The 15,454-nt window shown below is 66.6% G+C and carries 11 protein-coding genes and 1 pseudogene; 6 read left to right on the top strand and 6 right to left on the bottom strand.

Features of this window, described 5'->3' with window-relative positions; genetic code table 11:
- Positions 1-31: 31 nt before the first annotated feature.
- The 3 genes from ACWFRF_RS04895 to ACWFRF_RS04885 form a co-directional block, all read right to left on the bottom strand.
- Positions 32-7,195 carry an amino acid adenylation domain-containing protein gene (locus ACWFRF_RS04895; protein WP_452448969.1) on the bottom strand — a complete coding sequence of 2,388 codons (7,164 nt, stop codon included), beginning with the start codon at positions 7,193-7,195 and terminating at the stop codon, positions 32-34.
- A gap of 309 nt (positions 7,196-7,504) precedes the next feature.
- Positions 7,505-9,598, bottom strand: a complete 2,094-nt coding sequence (locus tag ACWFRF_RS04890; RefSeq protein WP_452448968.1) for an MMPL family transporter — start codon at positions 9,596-9,598, stop codon at positions 7,505-7,507.
- A gap of 292 nt (positions 9,599-9,890) precedes the next feature.
- A complete protein-coding gene (locus tag ACWFRF_RS04885; protein ID WP_452448967.1) occupies positions 9,891-10,061 on the bottom strand; it encodes a VOC family protein in 171 nt (56 codons plus the stop codon).
- A 106-nt stretch (positions 10,062-10,167) separates the two neighbouring features.
- On the opposite strand from ACWFRF_RS04885, the gene ACWFRF_RS04880 reads away from it, so the two are divergent.
- Positions 10,168-10,401, top strand: a complete 234-nt coding sequence (locus tag ACWFRF_RS04880) for a winged helix-turn-helix transcriptional regulator (protein ID WP_452448966.1) — start codon at positions 10,168-10,170, stop codon at positions 10,399-10,401.
- Between the two features lie 28 nt (positions 10,402-10,429).
- Here ACWFRF_RS04880 and ACWFRF_RS04875 read toward each other — a convergent pair whose 3' ends face one another.
- Positions 10,430-10,897, bottom strand: coding sequence for a VOC family protein (locus ACWFRF_RS04875; RefSeq protein WP_379318705.1), 468 nt, complete (start codon positions 10,895-10,897; stop codon positions 10,430-10,432).
- A gap of 108 nt (positions 10,898-11,005) precedes the next feature.
- On the opposite strand from ACWFRF_RS04875, the gene ACWFRF_RS04870 reads away from it, so the two are divergent.
- Both ACWFRF_RS04870 and ACWFRF_RS04865 read left to right on the top strand, forming a co-directional pair.
- Positions 11,006-11,989 (top strand): helix-turn-helix transcriptional regulator, encoded by a 984-nt coding sequence (locus tag ACWFRF_RS04870; RefSeq protein WP_378990392.1) that lies wholly within the window; start codon positions 11,006-11,008, stop codon positions 11,987-11,989.
- Positions 11,990-12,074: 85 nt separating this feature from the next.
- A complete protein-coding gene (locus ACWFRF_RS04865; RefSeq protein ID WP_452448965.1) occupies positions 12,075-12,716 on the top strand; it encodes a hypothetical protein in 642 nt (213 codons plus the stop codon).
- 88 nt (positions 12,717-12,804) lie between these two features.
- On the opposite strand, the gene ACWFRF_RS04860 is transcribed toward ACWFRF_RS04865, so the two are convergent.
- On the bottom strand, positions 12,805-13,155 hold the full coding sequence (locus ACWFRF_RS04860) for a histone-like nucleoid-structuring protein Lsr2 (protein WP_452448964.1): 351 nt from the start codon (positions 13,153-13,155) through the stop codon (positions 12,805-12,807).
- Between the two features lie 118 nt (positions 13,156-13,273).
- Positions 13,274-13,576: a hypothetical protein gene (locus ACWFRF_RS04855; RefSeq protein ID WP_378990388.1), complete on the bottom strand. Its 303-nt coding sequence runs from the start codon at positions 13,574-13,576 to the stop codon at positions 13,274-13,276.
- Between the two features lie 63 nt (positions 13,577-13,639).
- Between ACWFRF_RS04855 and ACWFRF_RS04850 the strand changes: the two genes are divergently transcribed.
- The 3 genes and pseudogenes from ACWFRF_RS04850 (at position 13,640) to ACWFRF_RS04840 (ending at position 15,233) form a co-directional block, all read left to right on the top strand.
- A complete protein-coding gene (locus ACWFRF_RS04850) occupies positions 13,640-14,308 on the top strand; it encodes a TetR/AcrR family transcriptional regulator (RefSeq protein WP_387448348.1) in 669 nt (222 codons plus the stop codon).
- Positions 14,309-14,432: 124 nt separating this feature from the next.
- Positions 14,433-14,639: pseudogene (locus tag ACWFRF_RS04845) on the top strand (helix-turn-helix domain-containing protein); the annotation flags it as partial.
- 15 nt (positions 14,640-14,654) lie between these two features.
- A complete protein-coding gene (locus tag ACWFRF_RS04840; protein WP_378990432.1) occupies positions 14,655-15,233 on the top strand; it encodes an MmyB family transcriptional regulator in 579 nt (192 codons plus the stop codon).
- Positions 15,234-15,454 lie beyond the last annotated feature (221 nt).

Here is a 15,454-nt window from a genome sequence, read left to right as displayed (position 1 = left end):
TTTCCTTGCTGTGTCGCGGGATTCGTCAGAGTCATGATGCGGTCGCTGCCGCTTGTTCGAGCAATCGAGCCAGTCGGGCGGCCACCTCGGCGACGTGCGGGGACTGGATCAACGTCAGATGGTCACCCGGTACCTCGACGACCTCGAGATGTCCTGCCGCGTAGGCATCCCAGCCGTTGGTCGGGTCTCGGTGCAGTGTGCCCGCCCGATCATGGGCGGGACGAAGCACCTGCGGCAGCGGCAGCGCGGCGCGCAACAGGGTGATGTCGCCGTCATAGGCCTGCGGCCGGTAGGCGTCGATCGCGCGCCACCCCGCCACGAACACCTCGAACAACCGCCGGACCAGCGCACGGGATCCGGTCGGCGGCAGCACGCCCGCTTCGACGGCGGTGTCGAGGATGAAGTCGAAGACCGCATCGTCGGTGTCGAGCTCCTGCGGGATCTCGATCACCGCGGTGTCGGCGCCGCGCGCCAGCCACAGCAGTTCCCACAGGAAGAACTCGTAGAGCGCGTGTTCGGGCACCGGCATGCCGTCGCCGTGGCGCACCGTCATGGTGTCGATCAGCGCCAGGGTGCCCACCTCGTGACCGGCCTCGGACAGTTGGCGCGCCATTTCGAAGGCGACCATCCCGCCCAGTGACCAGCCGCCCAGATGATAGGGCCCCGCCGGTTGGACGCGGCGCAGTGCGGCGATGTAGTTGCTCGCCATCTCCGCGATGGATTCGGCCGGGGTGCTGCCCGTCTCGAGACCCGCGGCCTGCAGGCCGTACAGCGGTAGCCCATCGGGTAGGTGTTTGCTCAATTCGATGTAGCAGAGCACATTTCCGCCGATCGGGTGCACGAGGAACAGCGGTGTCCCGGTATCCGGTCGCAGGAGCACCAGCGGATCGACACCTGCCTCGGCACGTTCGTCGAGCTGCGCGGCCAGGGCGGCGACTGTGGGGCCGGTAGCCAGGGTGGAGACCGGCAGCGACACCCCGTAGCGCTGTTCGATGGACACGATCAGGCGCATCGCGGTCAGGGAAGTACCGCCGAGAGCGAAGAAGTCGTCGTGCACGCCGATTTCGGGCAGGCCGAGTGCTTCGGCCATCAGTGCCGCCAGCCCTGATTCCGCGGGCGTGCGCGGGCGAACCCGGCCCGCCGAGGTGGCGGCGGGCAGTGCCATTGCGGCCAGGACCGCGTCGGCTCGCTTGCCGCTCGGAGTCAGTGGCATCGCGTCGAGCCAGACCAGCCGACTGGGAATCATGTAGTCCGGCAACCATTCCCGCAGTGCGGCGGCGATCTCCGCCTCGTCGGCACCGGCACGGGAGCCGACAAGGAACGCCACCAGTACGGTGTGGGCGCTGGAGGCCCCTGCGACGGTGGTGTGCGCCACCACGGCGACTTCGCTGACGCCGGGCAGCTCCGCGGTGACACGGTGCAGCGCCAGCTCGACTTCCATCGGTTCCACCCGGTGACCGCGGATCTTGACCTGCCCACCGCGGCGACCGTCACTGATCACCTCGCCGCCGGGCAGCCGGCGACCGATATCGCCGGTCCGGTACAGCCGGCGCGGCGGTGCGAACGGGTGCGGAACGAAGGCGGCTTCGGTGAGATCGGGCCGGTGCTCGTAGCCATCGGCGAGGGCGGCACCGCCGAGGTAGATCTCGCCGGGCACGTGGTCGGGAACCGGGCGCAGCCGGTCGTCGAGGACGAGGATCTCCACGCCGTCGATGGCGGTGCCGATCGGTGGCAGCACCGGGAACAGCGCCGGGTCGCCGGTCATCGTGTATCGGGTGGCGACATGGGTTTCGGTGGGGCCGTACTGGTTCTCCAGCAGCACTTCGGTCCCTGCCGCGCACAGCGCCCGGATCTCGTCGGTGACGCGGAGTTGCTCGCCGGAGGAGATGATCACCCGCAGCCCGCTCGGTGCCGTGCCGAGCCGGATCGCGGCCTCGGCCAGTTGCTGCAAGGCCACATAGGGCAGGAAGATCCGTTCGGTGCCGGTGCTGGTGAGTACGCGGGCCAGGGCAGGTAGATCGCGGCGCTGCTCCTCGCTCAGCACGATGAGGCGACCCCCACCGCACAGCGTCGAATAGATCTCCTGGAATGACACATCGAACGACAAGGGGGCGAATTGTGTGGTCGCCGGGGCCCGTTCGACACCGGGGAGTGTCCCGCTGGCGGTCGACAGCTGCCAGCGGATCAGATTGGCCAGCGCGCGATGCGGCATGGCCACACCCTTCGGCGTCCCGGTGGAGCCCGACGTGAACAACACGTACGCGGTGGCCTCGGGATCGCTCGCCGGCAGTTCGGCAGTACTTCCGGGAGCGAGCAGTTCGTCGAGGGTGAGTCGCGAATACCGGGGTGGCACCAGAGTCTCGTGGCCGGCGCCGGTGATCACCGCGAACGGCTGTGCCTGGTCCAGCATCGCGTGCAGGCGCGAGGTCGGATAGCTGACATCGAGCGGCACGCAGGCCGCGCCCGCCTTGGCGATTCCCAGAACTGTCGCGATCTGCTCGGGTGATCGGTCTACGGCCACCGCGATGCGGTCGCCCCGGCGTGCCCCGCGCGCCACCAGTGTTGCCGCGACCCGATTGGATAGGGTGAGCAACTCCGCGTATGTCATTGCCCGACTGCCGAATTCGACGGCAATTGCATCGGGTGTGCGGGCCGCGCGGGCATCGAAGAGGTCGATCACCGTGCCAGAGGCAGGTGCGGCGACCAGCGTCTCCGGGGAGGGAGCCAGCGAGCCGAAGTCCACCGTGGCCGAGGGATCGCCGGTGAGCAGGTCGAGGACCCGCAGGTAGGTTTCACCGATGCCGACCAGCTGGTCGCGGGTGTAGGTCGCGGGATCGCCGTCGACGCGCAGTGCCAGCGTTCCGTCGAGCGGGTTGCGGATCACGTTCACCAGCAGCGCGAAGTTGGTGTCCTCGCGAATGTCGATGCCGAGCAAAGTCACGTCCAGCGCGTCCATGGCCGCGCCCGCGGCATGGAAGTGGACATAGTTGAACGCGGTGTCGACGACCACGCCTACTTCGCGCTGGATGTCGGTGAGCGGGAACCGCTTGTGCTGTGCACTGTTGCGCTCGCGCTCGAAGACACCGGTGAGCACCTCACGCCCACTGCGGCCGCTGAAGTTCAACCGCAGTGGCATCGTGTTCAGGAACAGTCCGGCCGTGCGCTCGGCATCGATGCGCTCGGGCCGCCCATGGGTGACGACGCCGGTGGTCACATCCGTGCGACCGGACAACAGGCCGACGGTGCACAGGTGCGCGGCCAGCAGGACTGCCTTGACCGGGATGTGCGCGGCGGCGGCCACTTCGTCGGCGCGTGCCAGCAAGTCGGCGCCGACCGCAACCGGTACCGAAACACGCGCCTGCGCCGGGCCCGCGGTCGGTGTCGCATCCACGGGGACATGGGGGCGCAGTCCGGGGACACCGATCGTCTCCGCACCGTCCAACTCCCGTGCCCAGTACTCCCGATCGGCCGGATCGTCGAGCGAATCACGCTCGGCACGAACATATTCGGCGAACGACGGAAGCTCGGCGGGGAACTCGCCCGCGCCCCGATAGTCCGCCAGCAGCTCCGAGATCAGCGTCGCCACACTCCAGCCGTCGAGGATGGCGTGGTGGAACGCCAGCACCAGCTCGATCCGGTCGGCGAGCCGGTACACCGTGAGATCGAACAGGCCTGGCTGGTCGAAGACGTACCGGCGCAGGCGTCGTTGCTCGATATGGTCACGGATCAATGCCTCGGCCTGGTCGGTTTCGGTCGCGCGCAGGTCGACGATCGTCAACGGGGGATCGAGGTGGGCGTGCACGAGTTGTAGCGGCTCGGAGTAGCCGGCGAGCTCGAAGGAGGTGCGCAGCATCGGATGCCGGGCGACCGATCGCGACGTCGCGGCACGCAGTGCGGCCTCGTCCCACGGCATCCGCAGCGAATACCGGAAGACATCGTGGTAGAGCGAAGATTCGGCACGTTCGCGGCTGTGGAACAGCATGCCCAGCTGCAACCTGGTCAACGGGTACGCGTCCACCACATGCCGTAGGCGGGCTCGGTCGATCCCGGCCACCAGTTCGAACGGGGCGAGGGCGGTCGCGGCGACAGCACCGGTGCCCGCCCGCTCGGCCAGTTCGGCGATGGTGGGGCATTCGGCGATGTCACGAGCGCTGATCACCAGCCCCCTGGCCTCGGCCCTGGCTCGCACACGCAGCAGCAGAATCGAGTCGCCACCGAGGTCGTAGAAATTGTCGAACACCGATACCGACTCGCGGTCGAGCACCTCGCGCCAGATGAGCGCCAACTGTTCCTCGACCGGTGTGCGGGGTGCGGTGTGCTCGACGGTCGAGTTCTCGGCGGTGATCGCCGCGAGCGCGGCGCGGTCGGCCTTGCCGCTCGGGGTCAGCGGGATCGCGTCGACGCGAACGAACAGCGACGGAATCATGAACTCCGGCAATGTCTTCGACAAGGCAGCACGCAGTGCTGCGGGCTCCGGTGCGGATGCCGCCACGCAGTAGGCGGCCAGATAGGTGGCGCGGTCGGGGGCAGCCCGGTCGATGACCGTGGCGGCGGTGATGCCGGGCAGTGCGGCCAGTGCGTTCTCGACCTCGCCCAGCTCGACCCGGTTCCCCCGGATCTTCACCTGCCGGTCGATGCGTCCCAGGTACTCAAGTTCACCGTCGGCGAGGCGGCGAGCCAGATCGCCGGTGCGATACATCCGCTCGCCCGGGTGGAACGGGTCGGCGACGAATTTCTCCGCCGTCAATTCCGGGCGATCGCGGTAGCCGCGCGCCAGACCGGCTCCGGCAATGCACAATTCGCCCGCGACGCCGACCGGTTGGGGCTGGTCGGACGGGCCGAGCACGTACAGGCGGGTATTGTCGATCGGTCGGCCGATCGGTACGCGGGTCACCGTTCGGGCCGGGTCGACCGGGCAGTCGTGATAGGACACGTCCACGGTGGCCTCGGTCGGGCCGTACAGGTTGACCAGGCGTGGCGCGCGGGCACCGAGCCCGGCGAAAGTCTGATTCCACCGGTTGACCTGATGGGGGAGCAGCGCCTCACCACTGCAGAACACCGTCCGCAGACCGGCGGCCTTGTCCACCGCGGTCGGGTCGGACTCGAGCAGATCCAGGAAGGGCGTCAGCATCGACGGCACGAAATGCATGACCGTGACACCGAAGTCGGCGACGGCGGCGAGCAGTTCACGGGGATCCTTCTCACCGCCCGGCCGCAGCAGCGCCACCTGGGCACCCTCGAGCGCCCACCAGAACAGCTCCCACACCGACACGTCGAACGAGGACGGCGTCTTCTGCAGGATCACATCGTTGGGGCCCAGCGGATACTGCCGCTGCATCCAGCCGATCCGGTTGAGCACCGAATGATGCTCGACCACCACACCTTTGGGACGACCGGTGGAGCCGGATGTGTAGATCACGTAGGCCGGGTCGGTGCCGGTCGGGGCCGGAGTCCGCGCCGGGGTGTCCGTCGACCAGTTCTCTGGCGACAGCACGAGCCCGCCGGACATCTCGGTGTCGGTCAGCACCACCTTGGCGGCACTGTCGGCCAGCAGGTAGGCGATGCGGTCGGCAGGATAGCCGGGGTCGATCGGGACATAGGCGGCTCCGGCGTGCACAGCGCCCAGGATCGCGACGAGCATGTCCGGACCGCGTTCGAGCAGCACCGCGACCAGATCGCCGGCCTCGACCCCGGAATCGCGGAGCACACCGGACAGGGCGGCGGCACGGTCGGCGAGCTCGCGGTAGGTGATCGAGTCGTCGGTCGCGGTGTGGACCGCCACCGCGTCCGGCGTGCGCTCGGCCTGAGCCATGATGCGGGCGATGACGGTGGTCTGGTCCTCGTAGGGGCGCGCCGTCGCGCGAGCACGGTCGACCAGCAGGTCGTGCTCGGCCGCCGACAACATCGGCAGCAGCGACGGATCGGTGTCGACAGCGTCGATCCCGGCGTGCAGCAACGCGATCAGATGCTCGGCGACGGACTCGATCGGGTAGTCGGCATCGAAGATGTCGGCGGCGTGATCGAGGCGGATCAGCAGCGGCCCGTTGTCATCGATCTCCGAGATCGTCCAGGCCATCGCCAGCGGGCTGTACCCCTGGGAGGGTTGCTGCACTTCCTCGAGTCCGTCGATCAAGCCCGCGGCCGAGGGCAGGCGCGGGTAGGCGACCGTCACGTCGAACAGCTGTCTCGCCGGGTTGCCGAGGCGGCGCAGCTCACCCATGAGATCGCCGAGCGGATAACGCTCGTGCTGCTTCATGCGGCGCACATCGGCTTTCACCGCGGACACCAATTCGCGCACGGTGCGAGGGCCCGCTGTCCGGATGGACAGTGGCAGCGTGTTGGCGAAGTGACCGATGGTGGCCTGCTCGGTGGGGTTGGTGCGATTACCGAACGGGATGCCGATGGCGACCTCGTCGGTGCGCAGGACGCGCGACAGATAGAGGCCGAGCATCGCACAGAAATACGGGTACAGCGACAGCCCTGATTCGCGAATCCGGTTGACCAGCAAGCGATCCAGCGTGAACTCGTACGCCGTGACCGGTGCCAGCCCCTCGGTGGCGCGGGGCCGGTCGAACAGTGCGGGGGTGCTGGTGGTCAGCGCGGCGACCAGAGCGTCGCGGTCGAGCAGGTACTGATCGCTTGCCCGATAATCACGTTCGAACGGCAGGCATCCCAGAAACGACGATCCCGGTAGCTCGATCGGATTCCCGGTCATCGTCGTGGCGTAGTCGGTGAGGATCTGAGCGCCGATATGGAACAGCCCGGTCGCGTCGGCGGCGACGTGGTGGGTGGTCAAGACCAGGTAGGTGGCCTCCGCGCCGACGCGGATGATGTGCGCCCGGAAGGGCACCGCCCCGGTGAGATCGATCGCCGAACCGGTGAGCACCTCGATCCGGCGCTGCGCCTCGGCATGTGGATCGGGGGCAGCACCGACGTCGATGACCTGGACCTCCGGCATCGGGTCGGACGAGAGCTCCTGGTAGGGAACACCGTCGAGGACGCGGTACCGCAGCCGCAGGCCGTCGTTGCGCGCCCAGGTCCGCTCGATCGCGGCGACCATCACGTCGACGTCGACGGCGAGGGAGAAGCGGCCGACCACGTTGGAGAGGTAGCTGGGCAGACCGGGAAAATGTTCCACGATCGTCCAGATGTCGCGCTGATAGGCAGTCAGTGGATGGCGCATGGAAACGGACATGGATATACCCCTGAGGTGAAGAGCTGAAATGTGCTCGATCGCGCGGCGCTGCAGCGATCCGAATTCCGTCCGGTGGCGGTCTTCGCCCGGCTGATCGGGCGATTCACGAGTGGTCCGTGCGCCCAAACGGCGCTCGTTTCACTGTGTCATTCGGGTTGGTCGATAGCCAATGTTGTTGTGCGGTAACGGAAGTCACTTATCGCGGAAATGGGTCGGCGAAACGCCGGATTGTCCGGATATTTGGTCCTGTGAGACGAATACGGAGCCGAAGAATTGCACCGGGAGCCAAACCGCCGCGCAGGCGATCGGTCAGTTCTCGCGCACGGCGATGTGACGATGGACTCGTCGCAGGAACGGCGGTGCCCACCAGTTCGCGGCGCCCAGTAGGCGCATGAAGGCAGGTACCAACACGCCCCGGACGACGGTCGCGTCCATCAGCACCGCCAGCGTCAAGCCCACGCCCATCAGCTTGGTGAACGCGACCTGTGAAAAGGCCAGCCCCACACAGACAATCGCCATCAGCGCGGCGGCCGCGGTGACGATGCGGCCGGTGCGCTCCAGTCCGTACGCGACCGCGTCGGCTGTCACACCGCGCGTCCGGTACTCCTCGGCGATCCGTGACAGCAGGAACACCTCGTAGTCCATCGACAATCCGAAGGCCAAGCAGAAGACGAGCACCGGTACGGGCGCGGCCAGATAGCCGATCTCGGTGAAATCGCCGACCAGCCATTTCAGATGCCCGTCCTGGAAGATGTAGACCATCGCACCGAAGGTCGCCGACAAGCTCAACGTGTTGAGCAGCACCGCCTTCAACGGGATCACCACGCTGCCGGTGAACGCGAACAGCAACACCAGCATCGCGACCACGATGAGTGCGACCACCAGCGGCAGGCGCCCTGCCAATCCGGATTTGGTATCGGTGTTCTCGGCCGTGGCGCCGCCGACCAGCAGTGGCGCGGGCGAATCGGTCCGCCGGATGTCATCGAGCAGGGTTTCGGCTGCCGGCGAATACGGGTCGACGTCGGGGATCACCGTCAGATGTGCGCCCTCGGGCCCGGGCTGGCCACGGACCAGCCGCACATGCGAGAGGTGCTGTATGCGTTGTGTCAGCTGGGCCAGTTCGTCCGCGCTGATCGGTCCGTCGACGACCACATCGAATCGGCCCGCCGAGGTCGCCGGGAATTCGGCGCGCAGCACGTCACCGACCTGACGGCTCTCCACCGTCACCGGCAATGCTCGGTCGTCGGTCAGTCCCAATCGCAACCCGGCGAACGGGACGCCGAGCAAGACCACCACCAGCAGCGCGGCACCACCGAATACCCAGGGGCGCGCGGTGACTCGCCGTGCGGTGCGATACCAGAAACCGTTCTCGGGCCGCATCGGTGCTGGGTCGGCTCGCCCGCGCAGCCGCCGTAGGCCTCGACGCAGGTCGAGTGAGTCGATGCGGTGCCCGAACAACATGAGCAGGGCAGGCAGCAAGGTCACGGTCGCGAGCGCGGCCAAGAGTGTCACCGACAGGCAGGCCGCGGCCAGTGAACGCAGGAACGGCATCGGGAACAGCAGCATCGCCAGCATCGCGATGACGATCGTGGCGGCCGAGAACAGCACCGTGCGCCCGGCGGTCAGCACGGTCACCCGCACCGCGGTCGGTACGTCGCGACCACCGTGGCGCTCTTCTCTGAATCGGCTGACCAGGAACAGGCTGTAGTCGATGCCGAGACCGAGTCCGAGCACCGTGGTCAGGTTCAGCGCATAGCTGGAAACCTGGGTGATCTCGGTGAGCAGACGCAGGATTCCGAAGGTGCCGATGATCGACACCACGCCGAGTACCAGCGGCAGCCCCGCGGCGATCAGACTGCCGAAGATCAGCACCAACAGCACCAGCAGGATCGGAATCGTCACCGCCTCACTGACTTTCATGTCATGCGACAGTTGTTCGGTGACATCGTGATAGCTCACCGCGGCGCCACCCAGCCGCAGGTGGAGCTCGCCGTAGTCCCGATCCCGGTAGCTGTCGATCAGCCTGGACACCACGGTGTCCACCACGATCTCGTCACCGGGAACATCCACGGCGACCAGCGCCTTGCCGCGATCGGTAGTGCGAAGGAACTCTGGCGATCCGGTGGACCAGTACGAGCTCACCGAACGCACACCGGATACCGCGGCCAGCTCGGTGGTCAGCCGTAGACCGGTGGCGGCGACCGCGGGTGTATCGACGGTTCCTCCTGCGGCCGGAACATCGACCAGCACAATGATATTCGGTGTTCCTGTGGTGTACTCGTCCGCCAAGATCCGCGCGGCGCGCGCGGATTCGGCGTCCGCGTTCCAGAACCCGCCGCCGGACAATCGCTGCTGCAGCGAGGCGCCACCCGCACCCGCGAGAACGAGTAACAGCGTGATCACCGCGATCACGGTCCTCGGTCGACCAACAGCTGTCCGCGCGAGTACTCGCACCGTCCCTCATCTCATCGCGGGCCCCGCACGTGCACTCCGGCGCCGTCTTCATCGCGACGGCCATCACTACCGCCGCGACCCCGGGCATGGAGGGGGCGGCGCCGGTGCCATCCCGCGACCCGGGTCGAAGCAAGTATCGATGCGGCGAACGGCCCCTGTCACTGCATCCTCCGGAGAATTTCCGCCGGAGAACTTGTCGTAGCGACAGGATTCTGAGTTGGAGTCGAGCGGCCCGCCGCTGTCAGTCGAGCACGTGCGAGCGGATGCCGGCTGCCCACTGCACGTATTCGACGTTCGTGCCGTCCGGGTGGCGCGCGTACACCACCCGACCTGTCGCCGAGACAATTGGTCCGCTGGTGATTTCGCCGCCGATGTCGGTGACGAACTGCCTCGCCGCGTCGAGGTCGTCCACGATCACCGGTCCGATGGTGTCGCGGTATGCGCTGACCGCGTCTTGCGGCCCGGCGATGACAAGGCCTACGCCCGACTCTTTGTCACCTACCTCTAGCAAGCGCTAGTTGCATCGGTCGGTCGACGGCATCAGCTACAAGATGCTCACCCAGACGCTACGTGGGTTGGAAGCTGACGGAATCGTCGCCCGCTACGACCACCACTCCGCCAACCCCCGCGTCGACTATTCGCTCACCGCGGCCGGGATCGACCTGCTCACGACCGTGCACGAACTGTGTGGCTGGTCGCGCACGCACCTGGAATCACTGCTCGCCGCCCATCCCACCGCGGACCCTCGCTGACCGATCACTGTGCACCCCGAACCACGGCTCAAGCCGGGACGTACTCGGCTGCCACGTCGAGAATCCAGGTGACATCGAAGCGATCGCTCAGCATCCCGAAGGCGGGCGCCCACTGAGCTGGGCCGAATGCCTCGATCACCGTCGCGCCCTCGGCGAGGCGTTCCCACAGCGCGCCGACCTCCTCGACGGTCTCGCCGCGCACCGAAAGGAAGAACCGCTCCTCGGTGATGGTGGTGCCGTTGTCGCGGCGGGTGGTGGGCGTGGCCGCAGCGGCGGGAGAGTCGTGGCCGGGCACGTCGTAGGCCATGACCCGGAATCCGTTGTCGGCAATGACCTGACCGAAGACCACCTTGGCGGCGTCGGGCAGTTCGGTCGGCATGCCGAAGTCGGCGTAGGTGGCGAGGGTCAGCCGGCCACCGAAAACCGACTGGTAGAACTCCAGGGCCGCACGGGCCTGGCCGTGGAAATTCAGGTGGGCAACAGTATTGACCGTCATGTCTGATCAGTGTCCCTTCGAGTGGTGTGCGCCGCCGGGGGGCGACGAATTCCACACTGTCACCGGTAGCGGACAGGGAATGTCCGCTACTCCTGGCAATCTGGAACCGTGCCGACATCGACCTCGACGGCGACTTCGCGCCGCCTGCTCTCGCTGCTGTCTTTGCTGCAGGTCCGCAGGGACTGGCCAGGAGCTCTATTGGCCGAGCGGCTCGACGTCAGCGCGCGCACGGTGCGCCGCGACGTCGACCGTCTGCGCGAGCTCGGCTATCCCATCCAGGCGATCAAGGGCCCCGAGGGCGGTTACCGGCTGGAGGCAGGCAGTGAACTACCGCCGCTGTTGTTCGACGACGAGCAAGCCGTCGCGCTCGCGGTGGCGTTGCGCATCGCGGTCGGGACCGGGGCGGGCATCGAAGAAGGCGCCGCGCGAGCCCTCGCCACCGTGCGACAAGTCCTACCGGCGAGGTTGAGGGCGCGAGTCGACGCGCTCGAGCTCGCCGCGAGCGGTGCCGATATCCAAGTCGACACCCGAATTCTGGTGGAACTGAGCACCGCGATTCGATCCGCGGCGGAGGTGCGCTTCGACTATCAGGGGTCTGCACACACAACCGAGTTGCGCGCGCCGCGCCGCGTCCAACCCCATCATCTCGTGGTTCGGAACGGGCGTTGGTACCTGATCGGCTGGGATCCCGAGCGCGCGGGCTGGCGGAGCTTTCGCGTCGATCGGATGAGTTTGCGCATCCCCCACGGCCCGCGCTTCGCAGCTCGGGAGTTACCAGGTGGAGACGTCGTCACGTTTCTCTCCGCGCGGTTCAAAGGCTCTGGGAGCGACGATGTCTGGCCGTGCAACGGTGAGGTAATCCTCGATCTTCCCGCCACCCGGGTCGCTCCGTTCGCCGGTGAAGCAGTCGTGGAGGCGCTGGGCGAGGGGCGCACCAGGCTGTCGATGGGTTCGTGGTCCTGGGCGGCGCTCGCCGCGGCACTGGCGCGTTTCGACACCGACATCGAGGTCATCGGCCCCCCAGCGCTACGCGATGCCTTCGCGGCGCTGTCCCGTCGCGCCGAGCGGGCCGCGCGGGCGCCGTCGGTGTGATCAGGCCGCCGAAGTAGCGGGTGCGAGATCTTAGGATGGCGCGTGGGCCCGCGATGGTGGGTGCCGTCGAGATGAGGAGCCGGTTGTGTCGGACACGTTTGTCGTTGCTGCTCGAATTCCCATGGAGCGACAGGCATTCGAGCAGTGGTTGGCGACACCGGCGCCGGGGCCGGAGACTATCGAGAATCACGGCGCGATGTATGACGGGTGGTTCTGGGACGGCAAGGCGCCGGATTGGCGGCAAGCCGAGGAGGGGATCACGCCTCGGGAGTACTTCGCCGACTGCTTCGGGGAGGACACCGGCGGGCTGACCTATGTACTGAGGTATCGGGCCGGAGCGCTCGAGGCGTATTTGATGCACTTCGGTTTTTGCGAGTCGAACATCTATACCGCGCTGGTGATGCTCGCCGCAGCGGGGCGGTTGAGCTCTGACATGGCACCGAGCGCGGTGTTGTTCTGGGCCGAAACCAGCGGGTCGATGTTCGCGGCGGATTCGGGTGGGTGGCTGGCGACGATGTTGGTGGGTCTCGACCGGGCGCGGTTCGCCGCCGATTTCGATCTCACGGCGACGATCGCGGAGTTGCGGCCGGCTGAGGCGAGCTATTTCGATCTACTCGTCCGGTTGGCAGAGGTGCAGGAATCGGTCGGTGCCGAAAGTGAGTCGAGTTTTGCCGCGATCGCCCGTGATCCGCGGTATGTGGATGCTGCGGTCCTCGCCGAGATCTGAACGGGGAGCGGTGCTGGACCCGGACGTTTGACTGTGTCCGGGTCACCCGTCGCAACCGGCGAACGTTCAGCACGACAACGGTCGTGCTTTATGCAGACGCTGCGTCGTATGCGGCGATAACGTCTGCGGAGATCCGTCCGCGAGTCGACACCGGGTGGCCGTTGTTGCCGGCCCACGCACGAATGGCGGTGAGATCATTGCGTCGATTCGGTGTGCTCGCCGCGGTTTTCGCGGAGAGTCGACCGGTGGAAGTCTTGGTGCGGCCGATTCGGCGGGCGTAGGGAAGCCACTGGTCGAACGTTTCGCGCAGTTTGGTGGCGTTGGTCTCGGACAGGTCGATTTCGTAGGCGACTCCGTCGATTCCGAATGTGACGGTCTCGTCGGCTTCGGATGTGCCGTCGAAGTCGTCGATAAGGCTGACAATTATTTTGCGCGCCATGGGAATCCTTCTCATTCGGGTGCGGAGGTGTCCCCGGATCGTAGTGGCCGAATGTGGGTCGAGTGCGCCTAGTGCCAGCGCACAGGCAGCAGAAGGGCGCGAAGCGCAGTGTCGACGGTCAGGTGTCCTTCGCGATCAGGAGCGAGCCGGTGGCGTGGACGACAGTGAGGTGTTGAATCGTCGGCTCGCCGGGACGGGCGCCCGCGAAGGCGGCATCGACGGCGGGGTGGATGCGTTCGTCGAAGGCGCGAGCGCAATGCGCCTCGGACTCCCACACGTCGATATAGCGCAGTCCGCCGTCGTCGCGACGCACGCACAGGTGCAGTAGCGAGCCGTCGAGTGGTTCCGGGCCCAGTCCTTCGATGATCCGGTTGTAGAGCTCCTCGCCGATAGGGACATCTTGAATGTAGGCGTAGACCATGGCCGGATCCCTTCTGAATTCACCCGAATAGGTATCGGATGAATATTGGTAGAATAGGCGCCGATGAGCGAGAACGTCAAGGCAGACAAGCGTCGATACAACGCCCCTCGGCGCGCCGCGCAGGCCGCGGATACGCGTCACGCGATCCTCGCGGCGGCGCGAGCGCTGTTCGTGGAGCGGGGCTATGCCGCCACTACGGTGGCTGAGATCGCCACGCACGCAGGTGTCTCCGTGGACACGGTCTACGCATCGATCGGACGCAAGCCGGTATTGCTCCGAGAGTTGGTCGAGACTGCTCTGTCCGGGACCGATCGTGCGATTCCGGCTCGGCAGCGCGAGTACGTGCGGGCAATCCGAGAGGCGAACGGGGCCGAGGACAAGATCGCGATCTATGCCGACGCGCTGGTCATCATCCAGCAACGCCTCGCGCCGATCTTCCTGGCGCTGCGCGAGGCGGCGACGACCGACGCGTCGTGCGCGCGCGTATGGGCCGAGATCAGCGAGCGCCGCGCAGCGAACATGCGTGAATTCGCTGCAGACCTGCGCAGTACAGGGCAGTTGCGCGAGGATCTGTCCGACGACGAGGTCGCCGACATCATCTGGAGCATGAACGCCACCGAGTACTGGGTACTGCTCGTAGGCGAACGCCATTGGACGGCAGAGCGTTTCCGTGACTGGCTGGCCGATGCCTGGATCCGACTGCTCCTGCGCGATCGGCAGGTCGCGCGGTAGCGCCGCACAGGAAAGCACCCTTGTCACCGGTTCGAACCTGCGTGTTCCGGGCCGGTAACGTGCTGTGGTCGCTATCGTGCAGGGCGTAGGCAAGGCTCGAACGGGAGTGAGTGCCGTGAACCAAATGACCAGGTCGCACGATCCGGAACTGCTGACGCTGCCGACATTCGGCAGCTTCTTGCGGTGGTTGCGTGACGAACGCCGAATGTCACGCGAGCGACTGGCCGTGTCGGCAGGAGTCAGCGCCAGCTATGTCACCCACCTGGAATGGGGTGACCGGGATCATCCAGCGCGTGCGGTCGTCGAATCCTTGGTCGACTGCCTGGGTCGAGCCCGTGCTTTGACGATGACCGAGCGACGGCACCTGTTCGACCTCGCAGGGCTGCCGATCACGTCGACTCCCACGGTTGAGCAATTGCGCGCCCGAATCAGCGACGACGCGCTTCGTATACTCGAAGCGCAGCGCGGCGGAGTGGCGGGATATTTCGACGCCCGCGGCAATATCCTGGCGCTCAACAGCGCCGCACAGTCGATGTTGCCCGGGCTGCGCGTCGGGGAAAATGGGCTGCACTGGTTGTTCGGGAACGAGATTGCCCGGCAGGTCTTCGTGGACTGGGACACCGTCGCACAGGCGACGGTGAGCGGATTACGTGGCCGAATCGGCACTTTCGGCCACGCCGACTGGCCAGAGCAGCTTCTCGACGAGCTCGGTGCCTACCCGGAGTTCTGCTCGATATGGAATGCCGGCGAAGTGACGTTCACCTCGGAGCTGCCGCCGATCCGACTCCGCGAATCAGGGGCGCCACGACCGGTCAGTCTCTTCGTTCAGGTGTTCGACGTCGATGTCGTGGATTATCCGGGCTGGTTGCGCGCCTTTGTCGGGATTCGCCGGGACCTTCCGATGGCGAGGGTATCGAACGTGTAGCGGACCGATCTTTGGCGACCACCGTCGAGGCCCGAAGCTCCGGTCGTCGACCTCGACGTGCGGCGCCTTCTCAGGATTTTGTTCTGTCCAGTGGTTGTACTGGATGGGGCTACCACGTTTGACCCGCGTTCAGCTCACATATCGGTGTCGATTGCCCGAATTCCGCGTCGTGGCATCACCGGGTCGTATAGTTCACACCACTGAAAGAATCCCGGACCAGG

The sequence above is a fragment of the Nocardia sp. NPDC055165 genome (assembly GCF_053606985.1).
This window is presented reverse-complemented; position numbering and strand designations above follow the sequence as displayed.